The 26,428-nt window shown below is 39.4% G+C and carries 19 protein-coding genes; 12 read left to right on the top strand and 7 right to left on the bottom strand.

The window, feature by feature from the left end:
* The first annotated feature begins 17 nt into the window (after nt 1-17).
* The gene (locus KO529_RS20040; protein ID WP_215949627.1) at nt 18-1,562 is read left to right on the top strand and encodes a glycine--tRNA ligase; all 1,545 of its coding nucleotides are present in this window, start codon (nt 18-20) and stop codon (nt 1,560-1,562) included.
* Nucleotides 1,563-1,626: 64 nt separating this feature from the next.
* Here KO529_RS20040 and KO529_RS20035 read toward each other — a convergent pair whose 3' ends face one another.
* Entirely contained in the window at nt 1,627-3,708 is a 2,082-nt protein-coding gene (locus tag KO529_RS20035) for a TonB-dependent receptor family protein (protein ID WP_215949626.1), read from the bottom strand.
* A gap of 244 nt (nt 3,709-3,952) precedes the next feature.
* Between KO529_RS20035 and KO529_RS20030 the strand changes: the two genes are divergently transcribed.
* From KO529_RS20030 to KO529_RS20020, 3 genes are all read left to right on the top strand, one after another.
* On the top strand, nt 3,953-4,714 hold the full coding sequence (locus KO529_RS20030) for an exodeoxyribonuclease III (RefSeq protein WP_215949625.1): 762 nt from the start codon (nt 3,953-3,955) through the stop codon (nt 4,712-4,714).
* Nucleotides 4,715-4,895: 181 nt separating this feature from the next.
* Nucleotides 4,896-6,452, top strand: a complete 1,557-nt coding sequence (locus KO529_RS20025; protein ID WP_252734482.1) for an FG-GAP repeat domain-containing protein — start codon at nt 4,896-4,898, stop codon at nt 6,450-6,452.
* Between the two features lie 73 nt (nt 6,453-6,525).
* Entirely contained in the window at nt 6,526-7,566 is a 1,041-nt protein-coding gene (locus tag KO529_RS20020; RefSeq protein WP_215949624.1) for an NADP(H)-dependent aldo-keto reductase, read from the top strand.
* 130 nt (nt 7,567-7,696) lie between these two features.
* Here KO529_RS20020 and radA read toward each other — a convergent pair whose 3' ends face one another.
* The 5 genes from radA to panC all read right to left on the bottom strand — a co-directional run bounded on the left by radA (nt 7,697) and on the right by panC (nt 12,693).
* A complete protein-coding gene (gene radA / locus KO529_RS20015) occupies nt 7,697-9,058 on the bottom strand; it encodes a DNA repair protein RadA (RefSeq protein WP_215949623.1) in 1,362 nt (453 codons plus the stop codon).
* Between the two features lie 229 nt (nt 9,059-9,287).
* A complete protein-coding gene (locus tag KO529_RS20010; RefSeq protein WP_215949622.1) occupies nt 9,288-10,430 on the bottom strand; it encodes an alpha/beta hydrolase in 1,143 nt (380 codons plus the stop codon).
* A 25-nt stretch (nt 10,431-10,455) separates the two neighbouring features.
* Nucleotides 10,456-11,421, bottom strand: coding sequence for a lysylphosphatidylglycerol synthase transmembrane domain-containing protein (locus KO529_RS20005; RefSeq protein WP_215949621.1), 966 nt, complete (start codon nt 11,419-11,421; stop codon nt 10,456-10,458).
* Between the two features lie 2 nt (nt 11,422-11,423).
* The gene (gene panD, locus KO529_RS20000; protein WP_093977447.1) at nt 11,424-11,774 is read right to left on the bottom strand and encodes an aspartate 1-decarboxylase; all 351 of its coding nucleotides are present in this window, start codon (nt 11,772-11,774) and stop codon (nt 11,424-11,426) included.
* Nucleotides 11,775-11,850: 76 nt separating this feature from the next.
* A complete protein-coding gene (gene panC / locus KO529_RS19995) occupies nt 11,851-12,693 on the bottom strand; it encodes a pantoate--beta-alanine ligase (protein WP_215949620.1) in 843 nt (280 codons plus the stop codon).
* A gap of 103 nt (nt 12,694-12,796) precedes the next feature.
* On the opposite strand from panC, the gene KO529_RS19990 reads away from it, so the two are divergent.
* From KO529_RS19990 to KO529_RS19955, 8 genes are all read left to right on the top strand, one after another.
* Nucleotides 12,797-13,606, top strand: a complete 810-nt coding sequence (locus KO529_RS19990; protein WP_215949619.1) for a glycogen/starch synthase — start codon at nt 12,797-12,799, stop codon at nt 13,604-13,606.
* A gap of 5 nt (nt 13,607-13,611) precedes the next feature.
* On the top strand, nt 13,612-15,450 hold the full coding sequence (locus tag KO529_RS19985) for a DUF4270 domain-containing protein (protein ID WP_215949618.1): 1,839 nt from the start codon (nt 13,612-13,614) through the stop codon (nt 15,448-15,450).
* Between the two features lie 128 nt (nt 15,451-15,578).
* Nucleotides 15,579-17,426, top strand: coding sequence for a glutamine--fructose-6-phosphate transaminase (isomerizing) (gene glmS, locus KO529_RS19980; protein ID WP_215949617.1), 1,848 nt, complete (start codon nt 15,579-15,581; stop codon nt 17,424-17,426).
* A 245-nt stretch (nt 17,427-17,671) separates the two neighbouring features.
* Nucleotides 17,672-20,431 (top strand): TonB-dependent receptor, encoded by a 2,760-nt coding sequence (locus KO529_RS19975; protein ID WP_215949616.1) that lies wholly within the window; start codon nt 17,672-17,674, stop codon nt 20,429-20,431.
* Between the two features lie 24 nt (nt 20,432-20,455).
* Complete coding sequence (locus tag KO529_RS19970; RefSeq protein WP_215949615.1) at nt 20,456-22,183, top strand: G-D-S-L family lipolytic protein; 1,728 nt, start codon at nt 20,456-20,458, stop codon at nt 22,181-22,183.
* Between the two features lie 336 nt (nt 22,184-22,519).
* The gene (gene atpD / locus KO529_RS19965; protein ID WP_215949614.1) at nt 22,520-24,028 is read left to right on the top strand and encodes a F0F1 ATP synthase subunit beta; all 1,509 of its coding nucleotides are present in this window, start codon (nt 22,520-22,522) and stop codon (nt 24,026-24,028) included.
* 78 nt (nt 24,029-24,106) lie between these two features.
* Nucleotides 24,107-24,385: a FoF1 ATP synthase subunit delta/epsilon gene (locus tag KO529_RS19960; protein WP_215949613.1), complete on the top strand. Its 279-nt coding sequence runs from the start codon at nt 24,107-24,109 to the stop codon at nt 24,383-24,385.
* Nucleotides 24,386-24,455: 70 nt separating this feature from the next.
* Nucleotides 24,456-24,977, top strand: a complete 522-nt coding sequence (locus tag KO529_RS19955; protein WP_215949612.1) for a hypothetical protein — start codon at nt 24,456-24,458, stop codon at nt 24,975-24,977.
* Between the two features lie 303 nt (nt 24,978-25,280).
* Here the strand turns inward: KO529_RS19955 and KO529_RS19950 are convergent, their stop codons facing one another.
* The gene (locus tag KO529_RS19950) at nt 25,281-26,291 is read right to left on the bottom strand and encodes an amidohydrolase family protein (RefSeq protein ID WP_215949611.1); all 1,011 of its coding nucleotides are present in this window, start codon (nt 26,289-26,291) and stop codon (nt 25,281-25,283) included.
* Nucleotides 26,292-26,428: the final 137 nt, after the last annotated feature.

Below are 26,428 nucleotides of genomic sequence, written 5' to 3'. Positions count from 1 at the left end.
TATTATATTTTTGCCAAATGGTGAAACAAGAAGACGATTTTAAAAAAGTAATCTCGCATGCAAAGGAGTATGGATACGTTTTCCAATCCAGCGAAATTTACGACGGACTAAGTGCCGTATACGACTATGCCCAAAATGGGGCCGAGTTAAAAAAGAATATCCGTGAATATTGGTGGAAGGCCATGGTTCAGATGAACGATAATATTGTGGGACTAGATTCTGCAATATTTATGCACCCAACCGTTTGGAAGGCATCCGGACACGTAGATGCCTTTAACGATCCATTGATAGATAACAAAGATTCCAAAAAAAGATATCGTGCAGATGTTTTGGTGGAGGATTATACCGCTAAAATTGAAGCTAAAATAGATAAGGAAGTAGCCAAGGCAGAAAAACGTTTTGGAGATGCTTTTGATAAAAAACAGTTTTTGGAAACTAATCCAAGAGTGGTAGGTTATCAAGAACAGATCAATACCATCTTGAAGCGTTTGGGAAAATCCTTGGAGAACGAGGATTTGGTAGATGTAAAAAATTTAATCGAGGAATTGGAAATTGCATGTCCATTGTCCGGATCAAGGAATTGGACAGATGTAAAGCAATTTAATCTAATGTTCGGTACCAAATTGGGAGCCTCTGCCGATAGCGCCATGGATCTATACCTTAGGCCCGAAACTGCACAAGGTATTTTTGTTAACTTCCTTAATGTTCAAAAAACCGGTAGAATGAAGATTCCGTTCGGGATTGCCCAGGTGGGCAAGGCCTTTAGGAACGAGATTGTTGCAAGACAGTTTATCTTTCGTCAAAGGGAGTTTGAACAAATGGAAATGCAATTTTTTATTCGTCCCGGATCTCAAAAGGAATGGTACGAAACCTGGAAGGAAAAAAGGATGGCCTGGCATTTGTCTTTGGGGATGGGAGCCGAGAACTATAGATTTCACGATCACGAAAAATTGGCGCATTACGCAGATGCCGCTGCTGATATAGAATTCAAATTTCCGTTTGGATTTAAGGAATTGGAAGGGATACATTCCAGAACCGATTTCGACTTAGGTAGCCACGAAAAGTACTCGGGCAAAAAATTACAATATTTTGATCCTGAACTCAATGAAAGTTATGTTCCCTATGTGGTTGAAACTTCCATTGGTTTGGATCGTATGTTCTTGGCCGTTTTTTCAAACTCCTTGGTAGAAGAGGAGTTGGACAACAACACTACTAGGACCGTACTTAAATTACCGGCTGTTTTGGCGCCTATGAAGGCCGCGGTACTGCCCTTGGTAAAAAAGGATGGTTTGCCAGAATTGGCCCAAGAAATCATAGATGACCTTAAATGGGATTTTAATGTGGTATATGATGAAAAAGATGCCGTTGGCCGTCGTTACAGAAGACAGGATGCCAATGGGACACCTTTTTGCATTACCGTGGATCACCAGTCTCTAGAAGATAAAACGGTTACCATACGTCATAGGGATACTATGGAACAGCAACGAGTTGCCATTTCAGATGTAAAGGCAATCATCCATAAGGAAGTGGATATGAAAAGCTGGTTGAAAAGAATGGAATAGTTCCGTGATCTACAAGAAATTAAAGGTCCAATAACTTAAGTTATTGGACCTTTTTTTGTTTCCCTTATAGTGAATATCCTAAACGTAAACTGCTATAGAAATTTCTATCATTACCGGGATAGTAGTACCTAGGTTCGGCGCCGCCAAAACCAGTGGTATTTATAAGTACGGATTGGGCATAGTTGACATCGAAGATATTGTTGATACCAAAGGATATGTCCATCGATAGCTTTTTACCCAATTGGTTTTTATACCCCACTTTACTCTTCACCACATTAAAGGCATCACTGTAGAGTTCATTAGCGTCCGTTAAAGGTATTTCTCCTACATATTGATGGGTGGAATACCAATAAAATTTATTGTTAAGTTGGGCTTGTAGGCCAGAATTCAATCTGTGTTTGGGAACCCCTGTCAATGGATTTCCGGAATAATTGTTGTCCCCATCAACAAAGGTTACAAAACTGTGATCGTTAAATGTATAGCTAATAAAAGGGGTTACCCTAAGCTTTGAGGAAATGTCAATTTTATATTCGGCATCCAATTCCAAACCTTGGTGCTGTGTCTTGCCTGCATTCTTCCCAATATATTGATCTTCACCTACCCTTTGGGCTACCAGTAGATTTTTAATATCCATTCTGTATAAGGCAAGGTTTATGTTTAATTTTCTATCCAACATAAGCAGACTAGTGCCAATTTCATAGTTCACGCCTGTTTCTTGGGCAATATCAGGATTAATTACCCCGTCCGGAGTAAGGGTTTCCTCCACCGTAGGATTGGAAAAGCCTTTACTTATATTGGCATAGATTGATTTTGTGGCTGAAAAATTATAGTTGAGGTTTAGGCTGGGCAGCACTATGGCGTCAAAATCCCTTTCTGCGCTCTTATTATCTGCCCCTTGATTGAATTCATCCCTGAAATCGTAATAGGTTTTGTTTACACCTAGCCCAATTTGGGAAGAAAAGGCCTTCCCCAATGGAATAAGTAGATTGCCAAAAGCATTGAACTGTCGCCTAAACTCTTTGTTATCGGCAAATTGATCGCCCTGTACACTTCCTTGTCCATTATTATCTTGATATAGATTTTCAAATTCGCTCCATTGGTATTCATCCTTGTATAATTCAGCACCAAAATTGTAGCCAATTTTAGGGCCATCGGTAGCCCATGCACCAGCGAACTTTGTCCGGAAACCATAGCCGTTGGTGTATTCCTCCAAAATTCCAAAAGGTCTGGGTTCATAGTGATCCAGATAGGAATAGAAAATACTGGTGGTGTTGTTTATTTTCTCTGAAAAGGCATGATTTAAGGTAAGGCCGGCAAGGCTATATTTGTTATCCTCGTATCCTTTGGCAGATTTCCATGTAAATGCGGCCTTGGTGGGGTTTTCCTTAAAATCGGTCTCTCCTAAAGAGCTAGGTATTTGGGCGTTATAATCAACATGGTTAAATAGAAGGCCAATATTGGTTTTGGGAGTTATTTGGTAATTCAAATCCAAGAGTACCCCTTCGCGTTCAAATCTGTTGTTTTCCCTATAGCCATCGGTCTCCAAAAAGCCATAGTGAAAGTTTAGCGCAACCTTATTTTCCTTTAGACTAAATTGTAGGTTGTTCTTAACTAGACTGTAGGAGCCTATAGTAAAGTTATTTCTGAAATAGGTAGACTCGTTGGTGGGCTGTTTGGAATTCAGCAAAATTGCCCCTCCCAAATTGGCACCATAATTAGTTGCTTTTGGACCCTTGATTACCTCCACCGAACTCAGATTTTCCAAATCGAAGGATTCAATGGTAGAGAAACCCGAACCGTTGGTTATTGGGATATCGTTATAGTAAAGACGCAGTTTATCCGTCCCGTACAAGGTTCTTGCACCTACCCCCCTAATGGTGATTCTGTTAGTGTTCAAAGCCCCGGACAATATATAAACTCCGGATATCTGATTGATTGCCGAAACCATATCTACGGGACTGTAGTTCTGAAATACCTTGGTGCCTATAATTTTAGTAGCTATAATGCCATTATCTGGGGCCGATTGAAGGGAATCCAAAAGGATTACTTCGTCCAATTCAGTGATGCTGTCTCTCTGGATGGGTTCTTGGGCATAGGATACAAATAGGGAAGATAAGGCCAATAGAAAGTGAAAGGAGGATTTCATGCATTTAATTTAAGTCTCAAACTTAAGGATTATTATCTGATTTTTTTCTACTGAAATTCAAAGTTTCCATGGCTTGGGTACTTTAAAGCAAGTATAAATATTAACTATTTTACGCTGCCTTTTCGGTTACAAAAAACATTGGCTATTTTTGGCCAGATTTTGGTAAAGTGGACATAGAAGTAAACTAAAGCACATATAACTTCATTATATTTAAAAGGGGTGAGTGCGGCATAAATATATTTAAATGAAAATTGTTTCTTATAACGTAAATGGAATCAGGGCTGCTGTGAAAAAGGGATTTTTGGATTGGTTAAAAACAGTAAATCCGGATGTGGTGTGTTTGCAAGAAATCAAGGCCAACCGGGATCAATTGGATCTGGCAGTATTTGAAGCCTTGGGTTATCACTATCATTACTGGTACAGTGCCCAAAAGAAAGGATATAGTGGAGTGGCCATCCTTGCCAAAACACAACCGGACCATGTGGAGTACGGAACGGGAATAGACTATATGGATTTTGAGGGGCGAAATCTTAGGGCCGATTTTAATGGAGTCTCTGTCATGAGCCTTTATTTGCCCTCTGGAACCAATATAGCCCGATTGGATCATAAACTGCAGTATATGGCCGATTTCCAAGACTATATAGATGATTTAAAAAAGGAAAATCCGAATCTTATTATTTGCGGGGATTATAATATATGTCATGAGGCTATAGATATTCATGACCCTGTTAGAAACAAAAATGTTTCCGGTTTTTTACCTGTGGAAAGGGAGTGGATCGGCAATTTTATGGATAGTGGTTTTGTAGATAGCTTTAGACATTTTAACAAGGAGCCCGATAATTATACGTGGTGGAGCTATAGGGCAAACTCCCGAGCCAATAATAAGGGATGGAGATTGGATTATGGTTTGGTCAGCAGGCCGCTGGTGAGTCGTTTGAAGCGTTCCGTTATTTTGTCGCAAGCCGTTCATAGTGACCATTGTCCCATTCTTGTAGAGTTGGATTAGAGACATAGGCTTGGAACATAATTTTTATATCCATTGAAATGTGAAGTGATTGCCTAAATAAAGTATATTGGGGCAAGGTCTTAGTTGAATTAAATTGTAATTTTTAATTTTAGATGTCATTATCCATTTTGGAACTTTGATCGGTAATTGAATAAGGCTAATTTAACTAATAAGAGCGGGCATGAAAATGGTAAGTGTTTCTCGATTGATTTATGCTCTATGCCTGTCATCTTTTTGTTTAGCAATCTTTTTTCAGGGTGAAAGTATATTCCCGCCACAGAAACAAAAATCCAAATTAAAGTCATCGGGTAAGGAATTGGCAGAAAGGTATTGTCAAATGTGCCATACTTTTCCCGAGCCAGGATTATTGGATAAAAATACTTGGCAGAAGAGTGTTCTGCCCAATATGGGTATGCGCTTGGGCATTAGGACAAATGGAGCCGATCCTTTTGAAGACCTTGACCCTATAGATGAAAGTATTGTAAGGAATCTAAATATCTATCCTGATGCTCCATTGATTTTAAAGGAGGATTGGGACAGGATTGTAGAATATTATGTTCAAAATGCCCCAATTAAACTGGAGTCGCAACAAGTAACCGTTAGTCGTACCAAAGAAAAGGCCCCTTTTAAATCACAATTTATAACGATAGGAGACAACAAGCTTCCAAAAGTGTCATTGCTGAACTTCAATGAGGCAACGTCAGAGCTTTATATAGGCGACAACAATAATCTTTACGCCCTTAAAAACACGGGTGAAATCAGCAATAGTTGGATATTGAATAGTCCTGCCTCGCATATTGAGTTCAACGAAAATTCGGACCCCTTGCTCTTGACCATAGGGCAATTTAGGCCATCCGATCAGGAGTTGGGTAGGCTGGCCAATTTAAAAACAAGGGAGAATAGTCAAAGCCCTAACATAGCCATTTCAAAATTGCGAAGGCCGGTTTATTTTGCTTCGGGCGATCTAAACGGAGATGATAAAGAGGATGCAGTGGTTTGCAGCTTTGGAAATTACGGTGGCAAATTATCATGGTTTGATGATTTTGAACCCTCTAAGGAACATGTATTAAGTAATTTACCAGGGGCCCGAATGGTAGCGATCAAAGATCTAAATGGGGATCAAAAACCAGATATTATTGCCTTGATGGCACAGGCCTATGAGCAAATTTCAATTTATTACAATAAGGGACATGGGGAGTTTGAACAAGCGAAGGTTTTGGAATTTTCCCCGGTACATGGCGTTAGTTATTTCGAATTGGTCGATTTTAATAATGACGGATTTCAAGATATTTTGCTTACCAATGGAGACAATTGGGATTATTCCAACGTGGATAAACCATACCAAGGACTTAGGATATACCTGAACGACGGACATAATAATTTTAAAGAAACATTCTTTTATCCCATGTTCGGATGTAGTAAGGCCGTGGCCAGGGATTTTGATAATGATGGGGATTTGGACATAGTGGGCGTATCATTTTATGCAGATCTTAAAGACCCTAGGGAAAGCTTCGTCTATTTATTGAACAACGGAAATTTGAAATTCACTGCATCTTTTCATCCGGACGCAGTATATGGTAGATGGTTGACTATGGAAGTGGCCGATTTTAATGGGGATAGTAGGCCAGATGTAATGCTGGGGTCCTTTATGTTTAATATTAATGAAATGGCCAAGGTGGTGGCTTCTACTGGTATATCTTCATTTCCACAGGTTTTATTGTTGACGCAAGTTGAGTGATATAACGAGAGTTGGGACATTTATTTGTTTTAGTAGATATTAATTATTTTTTTTACACTCAAAAAGCACCTGAATGAAGTATACCAATCTCCCCCACACCGAAATTGAAGTAAGTAAAATATGTCTGGGCACCATGACCTGGGGCCGACAAAATACGCAAGAGGAGGGCCACGAGCAGATGGATTATGCCTTGGAACAGGGAATTAATTTTTTTGATACCGCAGAATTGTATCCCATTCCAGCCACAAAGGAGCGATATGCTGACACCGAAAGAATTATTGGCAATTGGTTTAAAAAGAAAAAGAACCGCGATAAGGTAATTTTGGCATCCAAGATTGCAGGAAAAGCCGAAATGACCAAGTTCATCAGAACCACAGGAATAAACCGGGACACCATTAAACAGGCCGTTGAGGGAAGCCTTTCGCGCTTGCAAACGGACTATTTGGATCTTTATCAGTTGCATTGGCCGGATCGGACAACAAATTATTTTGGAAAAAGAGGGTATAAGCATAGTATCAATGACCATTGGGAGGACAATATCCATCAGATATTGGAAGCTTTAAGAGACCTTGTAAGAGAAGGAAAAATTAGACACGTAGGTATTTCCAACGAAACTCCATGGGGAGCTATGAGGTACTTGGAGGAAAGCAAGGTACATGCCAGTTTACCAAGAATGATTACCATACAGAATCCATATAGCCTTTTAAACCGTCTTTTTGAAGTTGGTTTGGCAGAAATTTCACATCGGGAAAATTTAGGCTTATTGGCTTATTCCCCTTTGGGCTTTGGTACTTTGAGCGGCAAGTATTTGGGAGAAAGAAAACCGGAGAATTCCAGGATTTCCCTTTTTCCAAATTACAATAGGTACAGTAGTGAAACGGCTATTAAGGCAACCCAAAAATATTATGATTTGGCCCGGGCTAACGGCTTGTCATTAGCACAAATGGCACTTGCCTTTGTAAATTCGAGACCATTTTTAACCTCCAATATAATTGGCGCCACTACTATGGATCAGCTTAAGGAAAATATAGGGAGTATAGAGGTGCAATTAAGCGAGGAGGTACTAAAGGGTATTGAGGCGATACACAATGAAATTCCTAATCCAGCTCCTTGAGGATATGATAGCGATATATTTTTTAAAAGTAGGTTTTTGGCAACTGGGTTTAATTGTTGTGGTCGTGGTTCTAATGATGGTTTTGGCAAGGATGTTCAATTCTAAAAAATAGCGAATACTTAAGCGGGCACTAGGAGAATAGACTATTGGCTACATCTTCGATCTTGGAGGCCAATTGTATTCGGATTTGGGTGTTTTTTAAGGTTATCTTATTGTTTTTGGAAACATAGATTGTGCTGAAACCCAATTTTTCTGCTTCCAAAATACGTTGATCTATACGTTGTACCGGCCTTATTTCACCAGCAAGACCTACCTCGGCAGCAAAACACACCCCTTTTTCTATGGGAATGTCCTCGTTACTGGAGAGGATGGCCGCAATAACGGCAAGGTCAATGGCGGGGTCGTCCACAGATATACCTCCAGTAATGTTTAGAAAAACATCCTTTGCCGCCAATTTAAATCCGGCCCTTTTTTCCAGTACCGCCAAAAGCATGTTCAATCGCTTTGCGTTGTAACCTGTGGTGGAACGCTGTGGCGTGCCATATACTGCTGTGCTTACCAAGGCCTGTATTTCTATCATCAGAGGGCGCATACCTTCTACGGTAGAAGCAATTGATGTTCCGCTTAAACCTTCGTCGTTCTTGGAAATTAGAATTTCGGACGGATTGTTAACTTCCCTTAGACCGCTTCCCTGCATTTCATATATTCCTAATTCGGAGGTAGATCCAAAACGGTTCTTTAGGGATCTTAGGATGCGGTACACGTAATTTCTATCGCCCTCAAATTGCAAAACGGTATCTACCATGTGCTCCAATATTTTGGGTCCGGCGATAGTGCCATCTTTGGTGATATGCCCAATGAGGATAACTGGAGTGTTGGTTTCCTTGGCAAATTTTATGAGTTCCGCCGTGCATTCCCGTATCTGGGAAATACTGCCTGCCGTAGACTCAATATAATCCGTATGAAGGGTTTGTATGGAATCTATCACCACAATATCGGGCTCAGTGGCTTCGATCTGTTGAAAAATGTTCTGGGTTTTGGTCTCGGTAAGGATAAAACAAGTTTCACTATTGGGGTGAATGCGATCTGCACGCATTTTAATTTGTTTTTGACTCTCTTCCCCGGAAACATATAAAGTTTTGTAAGGGAGTTTAAGGGCTATTTGTAGTAATAAAGTACTTTTTCCAACTCCGGGCTCCCCGCCCAAGAGGGTTAGGGAGCCAGGGACCAATCCACCACCTAGGACCCTATTGAACTCCAGATCGAAAGTGTTGAGTCTTGTTTCCCTGTCGGTGCTAATTTCATTGACCCTTAATGGTTTTGCAATTTTTTTGGAGGGCTGGGAAGAACTTTTCCAAGATACTTTTTCCTCTTTCTGAATTACCTCTTCCACAACGGTGTTCCATTGCTTGCAAGCTCCACATTGTCCTACCCACTTGGCATATTGCGTTCCACAGTTCTGACAAAAAAAAGCAGTTTTTGTTTTGGCCATTATTTAAATTATGGTTTGCGCTAAGGTAATAAGAAGTTTGAAAAGGATGTAGGGTTTTGTACACTTAGGCTAAAATGATGCCAAGTGCAGTTAAGGTAATGGGGTAAGGGCAATAAGTATTTCCCAACATGATGGATAAATGACTATGCAGGTAACACCAATGGCAGATTTACAAACTTCCGGACTTTAGGATTTTTAATTTCGCCTGAGCATTTATGTAAAAGCTGGTTTAGTATCCAAAATCAGCTTTGAGGGCATCAATTTTTTCCAAGGCCATTTCTTTGGTGAGAAAATCAATTTCTTCCATGCCAAAAGCCTTTTCAAAAGTCCTTAGGGCCTTTTTAGGTTCGCCCAATTGCTCGTAATATTCGGCTTCAAAATAAAAGCCCAACATAGTATTGGGATACTCTTTTTTACAAAGATCTGACAAGGGCTTCAGGGATTCAAAATCTTCCTTTTTTCTAGAGGCGGCATATATGGCCATAATGTCGTTTAGACTGGTTGTTTTTCTAAAGCCAAATAGATTTTCTATGGAAGCCTGTTTGTCTGCCAGATAATCAAATACAGGTCCAACCTGGGTTAAAATCTTTTCTTTGTACTCCTTTGGACTTATGGGTTTGAACATCCCAAAGATATTGTCGAAGGCTTTCCCAATGCCGTAGGTGGCTACTGAAATATGGTCTGCATTCTCGTATTTATCAAAGAAATAGTGCAAATTATCACTTTTCATCCCTTTTAAGTTTTGATCCAATGCCAAGACCCTATTGCTATTTTCACTTTTTTCGCCCTCCAAGATCAATTGGTAGAATATTTTCTTTTTCATCACCGATAACCTCGAAGGCACCCTTGTTTCCATTTCTGGGGCCAAGTATGGTGAAATGCTTATATAGGCATTGAAAAGGGAATCGTCCTTAAAGAGGTAAAAATTTCCAAAATTGGCAGTGATATCATATCCTACGAACATTTTAAAGGGAGCTGTACTGAATTTGGTTTCCAAATAAGGGATAAGTTCCATTCCCAAAAACTCGAAGAACAGTTTGCCTTTTTCGTTGGGCAGACCACTATCGGGCTCAAAGGCACAATCCTGATTCCTTAGGTTGTTTTTAGATTGATTTACGCCAACTACAATAGCTTCCGGCATACCGTGGAAATTACTGTAAAATTTTGCGTTGGCCACCACTTGATCAAATAGATATTCTCCATCTAGAACAACAATGATAGGATATTTTTTTTCTGCGGTATAGGTTTCGGGGAAGTAGTATTGTACATCCCTGCGCTCCTGTAATTTGAAGGATTCGAATATTTCTTGGGTTACCTGTGCATTGCTGCCAAAGTAGACAAACAAGGCCAATAAAGTAAAAAAACGTTGCATAGAACAGTATTTGGGCAATAGAAGACTATTTGTTTCTGTTCCATAACGGTAAAATCAGAAAAGATATTGCGCCAAATACTACTATCATTAAAGTTTGTGAAATCCACATAATCCATCCGAAGGCATCGCCTGAAACCTTGCTAATGCCGAAAATTGCCAAGGCGCTACTAACGGCAATGGGATAAATGCCTATGCCACCATTGGTAGCGGACATGGCAAAGGCTCCTGCCACAAAGGCTACCAGTAACTGACTTACGCTTAGGTCCACGGTTTCCAGAACCGTATATTTTATTACCCAAAACATGGCTATATAGGCTAGCCAAATAAATAAGGTGTGAAAAACAAAACCCCATTTGTTCTTCATTCTAAAAATACTGAGGATGCCCTCCAAAAGGCCTCTCAAAAATGTTTTTAGTTTCAGGGCCAATTTTGATTTTGATTTTTTTAGTATATACATACCAATGGATAGGGCCAATATCCCAGAACCAAGTAGTACCAATAGCAATACAAGATTAAAACCTTTTTGTTGAAGGAAGTCCCATATAATTTCGGTTTGAAGGAAGAGTGCTATGGCCACAATCAGGAATAGCATAACCAGGTCGATGACCCTTTCGGTAACTATGGTTCCAAAGCCTTTTTGGAAGGGAACATGCTCGTAGGTGGCCAAGGCTGTAGCCCTTAATATTTCTCCGGACCTAGGTATTCCCAAATTCGTAAAATAGGCCGTTAATATGATCAATATATTGTTGAATAGTTTCGGCTTATAGCCTAATGGCTGCAACAAATAATTCCATCTTACAGCTCTGGAAAGGTGTGTGAGGATTCCTAAAAAAACGGATACCCCGACCCAAAAAAGGTCTGCATTTTTTATGTAATGTATTATTTCCGATCTATCCTCTTCGGAAGTGGAATAATAAGAATACCAAACCAAAAAAACACCCAGCAGTATGGGGAGAATTGTTTTTAAGGTATTCTTAATGGAAGATTTCAAAACTAGGTCAACAGATTGGTTTCCTCATTGGGGAAAACCAAGGATGGATTGAATTTCTTGGCCAGCTCAATATCCATGGTAGCATAGGTTATTAGAATTAAAACATCGCCAACGGCTACCTTTCTGGCAGCAGCGCCATTTAAGGTTACCTCGCCACTGCCCCTAGTTCCGGGAATAGCATAGGTCTCCAGCCTTTCCCCATTGTCGTTATTGACAATTTGTACTTTTTCACCTCTAATAATATTGGCCGCATCCATCAAATCTTCATCAATGGTAATACTGCCTATATAGTTAAGGTCAGCACCCGTCACTTTTACGCGGTGTATTTTAGATTTCACTACTTCTATTTGCATGGGACAAAGTTAATCATTTATGCCAATTGGATTTCCAATTTAATTATGGTCGGCATTATGTAATTGGATTTCAACTTTAAAGGGCAATGTTATCTATAAGCCTAACATCTCCCGCATAAACGGCGATAAAGGCTCTATATTTTACCTTTTTGTTTTTTCTTTTAACCGGTTTCAATTGGTCTACATCTGCAATTTTAACATATTCCAAGTTTAGTTTTTGGTGGGCGTTAAATTGCTTTTTTACCCAATCCATTGTAAAATTAGCACTTTTCGTGCCAAATTTAAGTTTGGCAGCTTTTAGGGTTTTGTAAATAAAACCAGCCTCTTGTCTTAATTCTGTGTCCAATCGTTCGTTTCTGGAACTCATAGCCAGTCCGTTGGCTTCCCTAACAATTGGGCAACCTATGATTTCTATTGGCAAATGGACTATTTTCACCAGTTTTTTAATGATTTGCAGTTGTTGAAAATCCTTTTCCCCAAAGTATGCCCTGGTTGGAGAGATTAAGCGCAATAGCTTTTCAACAATTGTTCCTACACCGTCAAAATGTCCTTTTCTAAATTCACCTTCCATAACATTTTCCAATCCCTCAAAATCGTATGTTTTGGAGATAATTTCACCAGAATATATTTCGGAGGCAGAAGGTGCAAAAACCACTATCCCATCGGAAACTGCTTTTAAAAGGGTTAAATCGGCTTCCAAAGTGCTTGGGTACTTGTCCAGATCTTCCTTGTTATTGAATTGTGTGGGGTTTACAAAAATGCTTACCAGGGTAAGGTCATTTTCTTCAACCGACTTTTTAACCAAGGCTATATGTCCCATATGCAATGCCCCCATGGTTGGGACCAAACCAATTGTTTTGGTTTTTTTATGGGAGTCTAGATAAGACTTTAGTTCCTTTTTAGTGTTAATTAGCTGCATTCGTTTTACTTAAAAGAGAGCAAACTTACTATAATTACTGCTAATCTGCATAATTTTTGTAATTTTGCACTTTCTCTTACTCTATTAATAAAATATTGCTTTTATGAATGGCAAAAAGATATTGTTTGTATCTTCAGAATTAGTACCCTATCTACCAGAGAACGAAGTTTCCTTAATGTCTTACGAAACCCCAAGAATGGTCAATAGTAATGGTGGCCAAATAAGGATTTTTATGCCAAGGTTTGGGAATATCAATGAACGTAGGCATCAATTGCACGAGGTAATTAGATTATCCGGGATGAATTTGGTGATCAACGATATGGATATGCCATTGATCATAAAAGTGGCCTCTATTCCTAGAGAGCGTATTCAGGTATATTTCATTGATAATGATGAATACTTTAAAAGGAAGGCAACATTTACCGATGAGGATGGGAAATTATTTCCCGATAATGACGAAAGAGCTATTTTCTTTGCCAAAGGTGTGGTAGAGACGGTCAAGAAATTGAATTGGTCCCCAGATATTATACATGTTCACGGATGGTTGGCATCTTTGTTGCCACTCTATCTTAAAAAGTTCTATGCCGACGAGCCTTTATTTTCTGAAAGCAAGATTATCATGTCCGTTTATGGGCAAGGTTTTGATGGTACATTGGATAAAGACCTCATTAAAAAGATTGCCTTCGACGGAGTTCCTGAAGAAAGTATAAAAGCGCTTGAGGAGCCCAATTATAATAATTTGTTAAAAGTTGCTGTGGATTATGCCGATGCTGTTATTTTAGCGGCAGAAGATATTCCGGCCGACTTGGAAGACTACATATCCAAGCTCGAAAAACCTGTTTTGCCATTTGTTCCTTTACAGGAGTTTGAGGAAGCTTACGTGAATTTTTATAACACCAAAGTTTTAAAATAATCTAAATGAATTTACTGAACAGATTAAAATTACCTACTGTGGTAGGTATATTGCTTGTTGTGGTCTTGGGGTCCTGTGAGGAGGATTTGACTACCATAGGTAGTGGTGTAGTAGGTGGCGAACCATTTACGGCCGGCAAGGCGGTTTACGATGTTTTTGCCTACAATAAAAAGATAGAGGCGGTAAGGACCAATAAACTACCGGCATATCAAATCGGGAATTATACAGACCCAATATATGGAAAAACTGAGGCTAGTATAACTACTCAGGTCCAGTTGTCCTTTGCCAATCCCAGTTTTGGAAATTATTCTGCGTCAGTGGAAGAAACTGCCGATACAGATTCCAGTACCCTTACCATAAAAGAAAATGAGACGGTGGAAGAGGTTATTCTTTTCATACCTTTTCTGACAAACCCAAAGGGAGACCTTGACCTTGATGGTGTGGCCGATGCTTATGATGCAGACCCCGAGGATGCCAATAGCGATAGCGATGGGGACACTTTGACGGATATCCAGGAAAAATCGCTTGGGACCGACCCATTAAACCCGGATACGGACGGCGACGGCATAAATGATAATTTGGACGACGATACTGCAGTAAATAGATTCCCGATAAAGTATGACCTGGATAGTATTTTTGATGCCAACGGAAATATTCCGGAATCCTTTAATTTTAAGGTGGAACGATCTACTTATTTCTTAAGGGATTTGGATCCCAATACCAATTTTCAGGAGGCACAGCAGTATTATTCATCCCAACAGTTTTCACCGACCTTTGTATCGGATTTATTGTTCGATGGCGCCGTAGAGGTGAGCAATGTGGAAGAATTGATCTTTAAGGAAGACGATCCCGAAACAGAGGATGTGGATGAATCGGAGGAAGCGCCAACTAGGATTGCTCCCGGAATAAGAGTGCCCTTAAATACAGCATTTTTTCAACAAAATATTATAAATAAGGAAGGTTCTTCAGAGTTGTTGAGTCAGGCCAATTTTGCTGAATTTTTCAGAGGTGTCCATTTATCCATTCCGGATGATGTGTTAGTGTTGTTGGATATAACACGGGGGAATATTACCATAAAATATACATATGATAGTGTAACCAGTTCTGTGGATGACACCGTTATTGAAAGTGAGAAGGAATTTGTGCTAAATTTCATTAGGCGCGATACTAGTACAGGTGCGGTAATTGGGAATGCCGTAAATACTTTTATCAATGAGGCCTATCCAGCTGATATCGCGAATAGATTGGACAATGGGGAAAACGCATCTAAGGTCTACTTAAAAGGTGGGGCAGGAAGTTTTGCCCAAATTAAACTTTTCGACGAAATAAATGGGGATGAGATCATCAACCAGATCAAAGCCAAGAATTGGATCATAAATGAAGCTAATTTGGTGTTTTATGTAGATCGAAATACTTTGGACGCGGCCGGTAATGTTATTGAGCCCTCAAAATTGTATTTGTTCAAGGACAACACCAATAGACCTGTCTACAATGAATTTCTGGAATCTGAAGAGGATTACAACGCTGGTAATTTTACCAACTATGATGGAGGTCTAAATAAGGTAAGCGGTAAAGGGCAGAGTTATAAAATTAAAATTACAAATTATATTAACGACCTAATAGTAAGGGATTCTACCAATACTACCCTGAATTTAACCTTGACTTCGGACATACGGATTGCAACCACCGGAAAGGCCATGTTGGCCAATAGTACGGAGGGGGAAGTACCTGTGATGTCTTCTATAAATCCTTTTGGGACTGTCCTTTACGGCAGTGATAATTTACCCAATGGGCAGGAGGGGAAAAAATTAAAACTCGAAATTTTCTACACCAAAGCAAATTAAAAGCCAGAAAAATACCACTTATAGTATTTTTACGTTAATTAACTAAAAGATAAAAGGTTTTACCTAACAAGAAGTTAAATTTGTTATGTAAAACCTTTTGTTAATTACTAACCATTAAACTTTGAAATATGTGTGGAATCGTAGGATATATTGGGCATAGGGATGCTTATCCCATTATTATAAAAGGACTTCAGCGTTTAGAGTATAGGGGATATGACAGTGCAGGTATAGCCTTATACGATGGCAACGATATAAATTTATCCAAGACCAAGGGCAAGGTAGAGGATTTAAAAAATAAGGCAAAAAGTACCATTTCCCTTGAGGGTAAATTGGGAATTGGACATACAAGATGGGCTACACATGGTGTCCCCAATGATGTTAATTCGCACCCACATTATTCCAATTCTGGAGATTTGGTAATTATCCATAATGGGATTATAGAGAATTATGATGCTATAAAGAAGGAATTAACCAAAAGGGGCTATACTTTTTCTTCAGAAACCGATACGGAAGTATTGGTAAACCTTATAGAAGAAGTTAAGCGCAAGGAAGGGGTTAAGCTTGGGAAAGCTGTGCAAATTGCTTTGAATGAAGTGGTTGGGGCATATGCCATTGCAGTTTTTGACAAGCAAAAACCAGATGAAATAGTAGTAGCCAAATTAGGTAGTCCTTTGGCGATAGGTGTAGGGGAGAACGAATTTTTCATAGCGTCCGATGCATCCCCTTTTATAGAATTTACCAACAATGCCATTTATTTGGAAGATGAGGAAATGGCGGTCATTAGATTGGGGAAGGAAATTAAATTGAGAAAAATAAAGAACGATGCCATTGCCTACCCTTCTATCCAAGAATTAGCACTTAATCTTGAGGAAATTGAAAAGGGTGGGTTTGACCACTTTATGCTAAAGGAGATCTACGAACAGCCAAGAGCTATTTTGGATACCTATCGTGGCCGACTTAGGGCTAAAGAGGGGATTATTAAAATGGCGGGCGTAGATGATAACCTGGAAAAGTTTTTGAATGCCAATCGTATTATAATAGTGGCATGTGGTACCTCCTGGCATGCGGGATTGGTGGCAGAATATATTTTTGAAGATTTGGCCAGGATTCCTGTAGAGGTGGAATACGCTTCGGAGTTCAGATATAGAAACCCGGTTATAACGGATAAGGATGTGCTTATTGCCATTTCGCAATCCGGGGAAACGGCAGATACGCTGGCAGCCATTAAATTGGCCAGGGAAAAGGGAGCTTTTGTGTTTGGTGTGTGTAATGTTGTTGGGTCTTCCATAGCTAGGGAGACAGATGCAGGTGCCTATACCCATGCCGGTCCCGAAATTGGAGTAGCTTCGACCAAGGCATTTACTACACAAATAACGGTGTTGACATTATTGGCCTTAAAATTGGCCAAGGAAAAAGGGATCTTCAACAAAACACGTTTCCATGAGCATTTAACTGAATTGGAAAATATTCCCGCCAAGGTGGAAAAGGCCTTGCTTTCAAATCCACTGGTGGAAATAATAGCCAATGTCTATAAGGATTCTACCAACTGCCTTTATTTGGGTAGGGGGTACAATTTTCCGGTAGCTTTGGAAGGTGCTTTGAAATTAAAGGAAATAAGTTACATACATGCCGAGGGCTATCCTGCGGCAGAAATGAAGCACGGGCCAATTGCCCTGATAGATGAACATATGCCCGTGGTGGTAATTGCAACGAACAAAGGGCATTATGAAAAAGTGGTAAGTAATATACAGGAGATAAAATCCCGTAAAGGTAAAATTATCGCTGTGGTTACGGAAGGTGACGTGCAGGTTAAGGATTTGGCGGACCATGTCATAGAAATTCCGGAAACCTTGGAAAGCTTAACTCCATTATTGACTACTATTCCACTTCAGTTATTATCGTATCATATTGCGGTAATGAGAGGCTGCAATGTAGATCAGCCCCGTAACTTGGCCAAGTCGGTTACGGTGGAATAGAATCCCCTTAATAAAACTATAATGACATCCATAGATGATGGTCCAAAAGGATCGTTATTTATGGATGTCATTTTTTTGCAACCTATATTTTGTCAAATTTCTATTAAAAAGTGTTAAATTTTGAACAAAAAATACTATGCATGCATAATTTATTTGATTTTCGTTTTGTTAATTTGAAAATTGGTGTATATTGGCTATAAGGTGATATCTTATCATTAACTGATACTAATTTAACTCAAAACTTTATGAGATCAACTCTTCTATTATTCTTTTTCATGTTTGGAATGTTGGCGCATTCACAAACGATTATTAAAGGGAATGTGGTGGATCAAAACAATGACCCCGTACCTGGAGCCAACATTGTAATTATGGGCAAAGCCATTGGTACAGTATCCGATTTTGACGGGAATTTTATATTGAATACTTCTGAGAATCCCCCGTTTACATTGAATATTACCAGTATTGGATATGAGGGTACTACTACCAATATTACACAAAATAATCAAACAATTTCGGTTACTTTAAACGAAGAACAGACAAGTTTGGACGAGGTGGTAATTTCTGCTTCAAGGACTCCAGAGCGTGTTTTTGAATCCCCGGTTACTGTGGAACGTTTTGGATTGGAAGATATTAAAAACACTACAGCTGCAGATTTTTACGGCGGATTGGAAAATTTAAAGGGTGTAGATGTAAACACTAACAGTTTAACTTTTAAATCCGTAAACACCAGGGGCTTTGCTTCTTTTGCCAATACTCGATTTATGCAATTGGTTGATGGTATGGATAATTCTACTCCGGCGCTAAACTTTCCTATTGGAAACTTAGTGGGGATGATAGAGACAGATGTTCTAAGTGTTGAATTACTTCCTGGGGCATCCTCAGCACTTTATGGTGCCAATGCCTTTAACGGGATACTTTTTATGCGAAGTAAAAGCCCTTTTGATCATGAAGGAATTAGTGTATCTATAAAAAGAGGTGTCACCTCTCAAGAGTCGGCAGGTACTAATCCGTATACTGATTTTGGTATTCGTGCGGCGCATAAATTTTCTGATAAATTTGCTGGTAAAGTAAACTTCGGATATTTAAAAGGGACAGATTGGGCTGCAACCAGTGAGGTTGATAAATTTGATCCAACTAGAACAAGAGCTGATTATAACTATGATGGAATTAATATATACGGAGATGAAGTTTCCACGAACATTAGATCTGCATCTGGTTTGGGAATTATTCCAAATGTTGAGGTAAGTAGAACAGGTTACAATGAGCGGGATTTAACCAACTATAACGCTGAAAGTATTAAAGCGGATTGGGGATTATACTATCGTCCAATTGAAGACAACAGCCTTGAGTTCTCTTACGTGGGTAAGGTGGGTACCGGTACTACTATCTATCAAGGAACAAACCGTTACAATATCAATGGTTTTTTTCAAGAGCAACATAAACTAGAAATTAAAAATGACAATTTCTTTTTAAGAGGATATGTTGTAGGGGATAAAGCAGGAGACTCTTATGATATGGTGTTTACGGGGATTAACATTAACAGATCCTGGAAATCCGACGAAGATTGGTTTGGAGATTATATAGCAACTTATGCTGGAATAGAATTGTCCGGCAACCCTTCTGGTTTAACAGATGATCAAAAGCATGCACAGGCGAGAGCCGTTGCAGATACGGGCCGTTACCTGCCAGGAACACCGCAATTTGAGGCTGCATTTAATAAAAGTATAAATGATCCTGATTTAGCAACAGGTTCTAAGTTTCAAGATGCCTCTAAATATTACCATGCTGATGGTAATTATAATTTTAGCCATTTGATTGATATTGCTGAAATTCAAATTGGAGGATCCAATAGAAAATACAGTTTAAATTCTGGCGGTACAATATATACTGATACTGATGGTCCAATTGATTATTCTGAATATGGTATTTATACCCAAATTCAAAAAAAGATTGAACTTTCTGATGTGAAAAGCATAAAATTAACAGGATCAGCACGTTATGATAAATCAGAATTTTTTGATGGCTTCCTATCGCCACGTATTTCTGCTGGGTTCACACTTAATAGAGATCACAACATTAGAGCCTCCGTGCAAACTGGATTTAGAAACCCGACCACACAAGATTTATTTATTGGGTTAGATGCAGGTAGAGCAATTTTAGTTGGTTCCGCACCTGATAATTTGAACCGTTATTCTGATACCTATGATGTAAGTTCAACTGGTCAATTGGCAGGCCAGCCTGCATCAGTAGTACAAACAGGAAGGGCAGCTTATGAAAATGCCTATTCAGCGCAATCAGTGGAGACCTTTAAGCTTACTAATAACGTGGCTGATTTAAAGGTTTCAAATCCGGAATTGGTAAAACCCGAACAGGTTACCTCAATTGAGGTTGGGTATAGAGGAAAGATAGATAAACTTGTAGTTGATTTTAGTGCCTATTACAATAGTTATAAAGACTTCATTTCTCAAGAGGTTGTTGATGCACCTTTTTATGGTATTGCCGGTGATGGCAACCTATCTGTAGATGCTATAAGGAACGATGATGTACAGCGCTATAGTGCCTACACTAATACTGATGCAGATGTTAACTCTTACGGAGCTTCTATTGGTTTAGACATGAAAGTACTTGGTAATTTTGATTTAGGGGGTAGTTATACTTTTACAAAGTTGGATTTTGATCGAGAAGCAAATCCAGATGTTATGTTGAATTTTAATACTCCAGAACATAAGTTTAAAGCCAATTTTGGGAATGAAGAGTTATTCAAAAACTTTGGCTTTAATCTAGCATACAGATTTAGTGATGATTATTTTTGGGAAGCTACTTTTGGCAATGGTGTTGTGCCGGAATTCCATACACTTGATGCTCAAATTAGCTACGCTGTTCCAAGCATCAAATCTTCCTTTAAGTTAGGTGGAACCAACATTACGGGCAATGAGTATTTTACTGCATTCGGTACAGGCTTTATTGGGTCTATGTACTACCTATCTTGGACAATTAATAACTAATCGGAAATCAAATCATAATTTGACATGAAAAATTTAAAATATATATTCTTAGCTTCTTCACTGTTTTTGTTTACAAATTGTAACGATCCTGAAGATGTAGATTTGAACCTTGTTGTGGAAGAGGAAGCAAAACCCGCATTGACTGCTGGTTCTGCTGATTTTTCCAAATATATAGCTATAGGAAATTCATTTACTGCTGGTTTCACTGATAATGCGTTATTTATTGCATCACAGGAAAATTCTTTTCCTAATCTATTATCGCAAAAATTTTCATTGGTTGGTGGTGGCAATTTTTCCCAACCATTAATGAATGATAATTTTGGAGGACTTTTATTAGGAGGAAGTCCTGTTTTAGATCCACTAACTGGAAAAAATCTTTTCGCTCCAAGACTCTATTTTTATTCTGATTCCAATTCAGCATGCCCGGACTTTACCGGCCCTGTTGTTCTTGGAATTGACCCTAACGATACCAATACACAGGTAGCTAGTTCTACAACAGATTTTTTATTAAATAATCCAACAGGGCCATTTAATAACATGGGCGTTCCTGGCGCAAAAAGTTTTCATTTATTAGCTCCAGGTTATGGAAGTTTGGCAAACGTTCCATTAGGGTTAGCAAATCCTTATTTTGTAAGAATGGCTTCAGAACCTAGCGCTAGCGTTTTAGGCGATGTTCTTGCACAAGCACCAACCTTTTTTACACTTTGGGTTGGTATTAATGATGTTTTAGGGTATGCCCTTTCTGGCGGAGACGGATCTAGTGCGATCACCCCAATAGATGGAGCTCCGGGTGTTGGTTTCAACCAAACTTATGCAACTTTGATCGGAGCAGTAACGGCGGGTGGTGCACAAGGTGTTGTGGCAAATATTCCAGATGTAACAAGTATTCCACATTTTACAACCGTACCCTATAATCCTTTGGATCCTAATGATGAATGTTTACAAGCATATGTTGATCAAATACCAACTTTAAATGGTGTGTTTGGTCAGTTGAATCAGGTGTTTGCTTTTTTAGAGAGTCAAGGAGTTCCAAACGCAACAGACCGACAAATTGTTTTTTCAACAACTGAGGCAAGTGCGGTTGTGATTAAAGATAAATCTTTAGTTGATTTGTCGGCTCAAATTGCTGGAGTATTGAAACAAAGTCCTGCGTTTCCTGCGTTTGTACAATCATTTGGTTTGCCAGTTGAAGCCGCGCCAACGGTAGCCGATCTTTTTGGTTTAGCTTACGGACAAGCAAGGCAGGCTACAGCTGACGATTTGTTTGTATTGCCTAGTTCATCTATAATTGGTACAGTAAACACCAGTTCAGTAGAATTTTTAATGTCCCGAGGACTATCCCAAGCATTGGCTGGGCAATTTTCAGTAGAAGGGGTGTCTTTACCATTAGCTGATAAATGGGTTTTATTGCCAAGTGAACAAGCAGAGATTGCAGCAGCAACGACTGCATTTAATACAACTATAGCAGCAAGTGCTACTCAAGCAGGTTTGGGTTTGGTGGACGCCAATGGTTTAATGAACAAATTGGCAGATGGAGGAGTTACCAGTGGTAATTTTATCTTAACGTCTGTATTGGTCAGGGGTGGTGCATTTTCTTTAGATGGTGTTCATCCAACAGCTAGAGGTTATGCTTTGATAGCCAATGAATTTATGAAAGCGATAGATGTTGCTTATGGTTCAAATTTTGAGGCATCAGGTTCTTTATTGGATATAGGCGCCTATCCAACAAATTATTCTTCAACGCTTCAATAGAATAAAGTTGATTTAAACAGATATATAGCACCTTAATTATAAGGTGCTTTTTTATATAAATGATTTTAATTTTTTGTGTTTAAGTGAAAATTAGTCATTATTTGAAAACTTTTTCATGTTGAATAGCATTGGCTAAGAAAGGAGGAAAAGGTAATAAAGGGGCGGAAAGGAAGATTTTTTAGCAAATGAAAAAAGGATACATCAGTTCTTCCATAAAAATTAAAAAAACAATTTCTTTTTAAGAATGGAAAACATATCTTTGCAGCCTTAAAAACAAAGCGGTAAGTCGCGCTGTTTTTATTTTAAAGATAACAGTAAAACGTAAATACTCAAGTAATGTCTAAAGTTACAGGTAAAGTTTCTCAAATCATCGGCCCGGTAGTTGATGTTGAATTTCAGTCCGGAGCGGACCTTCCCAGAATTTATGATTCTTTGGAAATACAAAATGAAGATGGATCACTATTAGTATTGGAAGTTCAATCCCATGTTGGTGAAAGTACCGTAAGGACAATTTCAATGGACTCTACTGATGGTTTAAGTAGAGGTGTTGAGGTAAAAGCAACAGGAAGTGCAATCCAGATGCCAATAGGTGATGCTGTTTACGGTCGTCTGTTTAATGTAATTGGAGATGCTATCGATGGTCTTGGAGATTTGCCAAAAGCTGGTAAAGATGGTCTTCCAATTCACAGGGATGCACCTAAATTTGAGGATTTATCTACTTCTACTGAAGTTTTGTTTACTGGAATTAAAGTAATCGATTTGATTGAGCCTTATGCAAAGGGTGGTAAGATTGGTTTATTTGGTGGAGCAGGTGTTGGTAAAACAGTACTTATCCAGGAATTGATCAACAACATTGCAAAAGGACATGGTGGACTTTCTGTATTTGCCGGGGTAGGTGAACGTACTCGTGAGGGGAACGATTTACTTCGTGAGATGTTGGAGTCGGGAATTATAAAATACGGAGATGATTTCTTGCACTCTATGGAAGAAGGCGGATGGGATCTATCCAAAGTTGATAAAAAAGTAATGAAGGATTCCAAAGCGACTTTCGTTTTTGGACAAATGAACGAACCTCCTGGAGCACGTGCACGTGTGGCCTTGTCCGGATTGACTATTGCAGAATACTTCCGTGATGGTGCAGGTGAAGGTCAAGGGAAAGACGTTCTTTTCTTCGTAGATAATATATTCCGTTTTACGCAAGCTGGTTCTGAGGTATCGGCCCTTTTGGGACGTATGCCATCAGCGGTAGGTTACCAACCAACTTTGGCAACAGAGATGGGTGCCATGCAAGAGCGTATTACATCAACTAAAAGAGGTTCCATTACTTCAGTACAGGCGGTTTACGTACCTGCGGATGATTTAACGGATCCGGCACCGGCAACAACGTTTGCCCACTTGGATGCAACTACCGTATTGTCTCGTAAGATTGCCGAGTTGGGTATTTACCCTGCGGTGGATCCTTTGGATTCAACTTCAAGGATTTTGACTGCCGAGATATTGGGGAAAGATCATTATGCCTGTGCTCAAAGAGTAAAAGAGTTATTGCAACGATATAAAGAACTTCAAGATATTATTGCCATCTTGGGTATGGAGGAATTATCTGAAGAGGATAAATTGGCCGTAGGTAGGGCAAGACGTGTACAACGTTTCCTTTCCCAGCCGTTCCACGTAGCTGAGCAATTTACAGGTATCCCAGGAGTTTTGGTAGATATTAAGGAAACTATCAAAGGATTTAATATGATTATGGATGGCGAGTTGGATCATCTTCCAGAATCTGCATTTAACCTTAAAGGTACCATTGAAGAAGCTATAGAAGCTGGAGAGAAAATGCTTGCTGAAGCGTAAATGAGTAGGCAGTAATCAGTGGCAATTGCCAAGGTGCGATTGAATACTGAGTGCTGAATACTGAATACCGATAAAAATATGTATCTAGAAATTGTATCACCAGAGGCTACTTTGTTTGCCGGAGAAGTTACTGCGGTAACGGTTCCTGGGATTGATGGTGAATTTCAAATGTTGAACAACCACGCCCCTATAGTTTCACTATTACAGGAGGGAAAGGTAAGGATTAAAGGAAATATTGTACTCGAAGAGGCTTATGAGAGCAAGTTCTCTAAAGCTTCCAACGGGGATACTATCCTTGCCATTAGCAGTGGTACTGTTGAGATGAAGAACAATAAAGCAATAGTGCTGGCAGATTAACCTAGGTTATTGTCATTAATAAATTAGCAAAAGCCATACGAAACGTATGGCTTTTGTTGTTTTATAAGCAATGGACAGGAAGAATATAATTATTTCTGAAGGGTTTAGGCCTCTATGGCAGACCTTAGTGGCTGCGGCTTTCTACACTTTGGCCGTTATTTTACTGGCCATGTTCTTTTTTGGTTTCGAAATATTCCCGGATAAGGGAATGGACAACAGTTGGAATTTTAGGGTGTTTTATATTGCTGTTGCCTGTGCGGCTCAGGGAATTTTATTTTCGAGTGTAAAAAGTATTTTCTTTGATCTGAAGAATAAAAAATATAAAGAAGAATATCGTGTGGGTCCGTTTGGTGTTGGTAAATGGAAAGCCCTTCCCACAATAGAATATGTATCCGTTTTTAGACAATTAAAAGCAAATGGTTCCTATACTTATGAGGTGAATTTGTGGCTAAAAGGGAATAAAAGCTTTACCATTTATGAAACGGGGGATATGGCAACCACCTTTGCCATGGGTGAAAGCACGGCCAGGTCACTAAAAGTGGATTTGTTGGATGCTACGGTACCCAATGATTTTAAGTGGGTAGATCTTTAGTCTTTCTGTATTCCCACGTATTTTAGCCTTGTGTTTTTGCATTGAGGTGGGATAGTAGATTGGATTAAGGCCAAATGTGGGTTTTATTTCGAATATGTTTTTGATGTATTTTTCCAATAAATTAAATACTTCCCAATTGATTCCTCTGAATCTTTTGAAATGCGTTAGGGACCGCGGCGGCATCCCCGCAGCAACGCCAGGGATATAGCCAAGGGCCCGACCGACGAAGGAGGGAACGCCCAAAACGAAGAAAACATTAGGCAGTGTAAAGTTGTTTGGATTATATAGGCAATGCCTTTGGGGTTAATTCGTTTTTTTTCCGTGGTGTATGGCAATTTCCTCATCACTAAGGCGTAGAAACCTTGCCGCATTGTTATATAGGATGTCCCTTTTTTGTTGGGTATCCAGAAAATCGGCGGTGTGTATAGCTTCTAAGCCCACCTCTATAGTTTCTGGCCAATTCATTTGATCGGAGCCAAACATGACCCGTTTTCCAAATCCTGAATCAAAAATGCGCCTTAGATATTCGTGAAAAGCTTTCCTGGGTATGGCATAACAAATAACACCAATATCCACATATACCTGCGGATGTGTCCAAAGTACGGCAAGGAGATCGTCTATCATAGGATATCCGGCATGCATTAAATATATCCTAAGTTTAGGGTGGCGCATTAGAAGTTCCTCAACAACCATGGGGCTATGTAGTTTGGCCCTATAATTCCCAACACCGGGAAGGTAAGCCGCACCAGGGGGACCTGTACCAACATGTATGCCCATGGGAATATCCAATTCTTCTGCAATTTGGGCGTAAGGATCAAATTTTGGATCGCTTGGAGAAATGCCATTGTATTGGATGGCCACTTCTCCAAATACTTTATATTTTCCGCTAGAAAGAACTTCCCGTACTTTTTCGGGAGTAATATCGGCCATAAAAAAATTGAAATGTAGCCCGGGAATTATGCGATTTTCTCCTTGGGCCATATACTCATCGATCAAAGCTCCGCTGGTTATTCCATAAATATTGTGTTTTTTGAGAATCGCAAAGGTTTTTTCCATAACCTCTTTGTCCGTAACCGGACCCCATATGGCATTCACGCAATCGGGATTTTTTAGATATTCATTAAAGCCCTCGGTCCATGATTTTGCGGGATCATGTACTGGCATTTCCTCTGGTGGAGCACAAATGGCAGTGGGCGGTGGCCCGTTTAGAGAAGCGGGGAGGGCATGTAAATGCATATCCAATATTGGGAGTTTATCCTGGGAAAATCCAGTAATAGCCAAAAGTACCACAGGCAAAAGAATCGTAATCCTCATTTCTATGTGCTTTAGAAATTAACAAAACAATGGATGCATAAAGTTGATTTATGCAGGCTGGGAAGGGTAGGTGGTATATACGGACCTAATATACTGTAAGATACAAAATTTTATTTTTCCGATATCCTTTTTTTAAG

Source organism: Arenibacter algicola, assembly GCF_018860365.1.
Classification (GTDB): Bacteria; Bacteroidota; Bacteroidia; order Flavobacteriales; family Flavobacteriaceae; genus Arenibacter; species Arenibacter algicola_B.
The sequence above is the reverse complement of the archived record's forward strand: the minus strand, read 5'-3'. Positions and strand labels throughout refer to the sequence as shown.

Excerpts from the sequence above, each read along its gene's own strand:
- KO529_RS20040 (WP_215949627.1), top strand. The coding sequence starts at position 18 with ATGGTGAAACAAGAAGACGATTTTAAAAAAGTAATCTCGCATGCAAAG.
- KO529_RS20035 (WP_215949626.1), bottom strand. The coding sequence starts at position 3,708 with ATGAAATCCTCCTTTCACTTTCTATTGGCCTTATCTTCCCTATTTGTA.
- KO529_RS20030 (WP_215949625.1), top strand. The coding sequence starts at position 3,953 with ATGAAAATTGTTTCTTATAACGTAAATGGAATCAGGGCTGCTGTGAAA.
- KO529_RS20025 (WP_252734482.1), top strand. The coding sequence starts at position 4,896 with ATGAAAATGGTAAGTGTTTCTCGATTGATTTATGCTCTATGCCTGTCA.
- KO529_RS20020 (WP_215949624.1), top strand. The coding sequence starts at position 6,526 with ATGAAGTATACCAATCTCCCCCACACCGAAATTGAAGTAAGTAAAATA.
- radA (WP_215949623.1), bottom strand. The coding sequence starts at position 9,058 with ATGGCCAAAACAAAAACTGCTTTTTTTTGTCAGAACTGTGGAACGCAA.
- KO529_RS20010 (WP_215949622.1), bottom strand. The coding sequence starts at position 10,430 with ATGCAACGTTTTTTTACTTTATTGGCCTTGTTTGTCTACTTTGGCAGC.
- panD (WP_093977447.1), bottom strand. The coding sequence starts at position 11,774 with ATGCAAATAGAAGTAGTGAAATCTAAAATACACCGCGTAAAAGTGACG.
- panC (WP_215949620.1), bottom strand. The coding sequence starts at position 12,693 with ATGCAGCTAATTAACACTAAAAAGGAACTAAAGTCTTATCTAGACTCC.
- KO529_RS19990 (WP_215949619.1), top strand. The coding sequence starts at position 12,797 with ATGAATGGCAAAAAGATATTGTTTGTATCTTCAGAATTAGTACCCTAT.
- KO529_RS19985 (WP_215949618.1), top strand. The coding sequence starts at position 13,612 with ATGAATTTACTGAACAGATTAAAATTACCTACTGTGGTAGGTATATTG.
- glmS (WP_215949617.1), top strand. The coding sequence starts at position 15,579 with ATGTGTGGAATCGTAGGATATATTGGGCATAGGGATGCTTATCCCATT.
- KO529_RS19975 (WP_215949616.1), top strand. The coding sequence starts at position 17,672 with ATGAGATCAACTCTTCTATTATTCTTTTTCATGTTTGGAATGTTGGCG.
- KO529_RS19970 (WP_215949615.1), top strand. The coding sequence starts at position 20,456 with ATGAAAAATTTAAAATATATATTCTTAGCTTCTTCACTGTTTTTGTTT.
- atpD (WP_215949614.1), top strand. The coding sequence starts at position 22,520 with ATGTCTAAAGTTACAGGTAAAGTTTCTCAAATCATCGGCCCGGTAGTT.
- KO529_RS19960 (WP_215949613.1), top strand. The coding sequence starts at position 24,107 with ATGTATCTAGAAATTGTATCACCAGAGGCTACTTTGTTTGCCGGAGAA.
- KO529_RS19955 (WP_215949612.1), top strand. The coding sequence starts at position 24,456 with ATGGACAGGAAGAATATAATTATTTCTGAAGGGTTTAGGCCTCTATGG.
- KO529_RS19950 (WP_215949611.1), bottom strand. The coding sequence starts at position 26,291 with ATGAGGATTACGATTCTTTTGCCTGTGGTACTTTTGGCTATTACTGGA.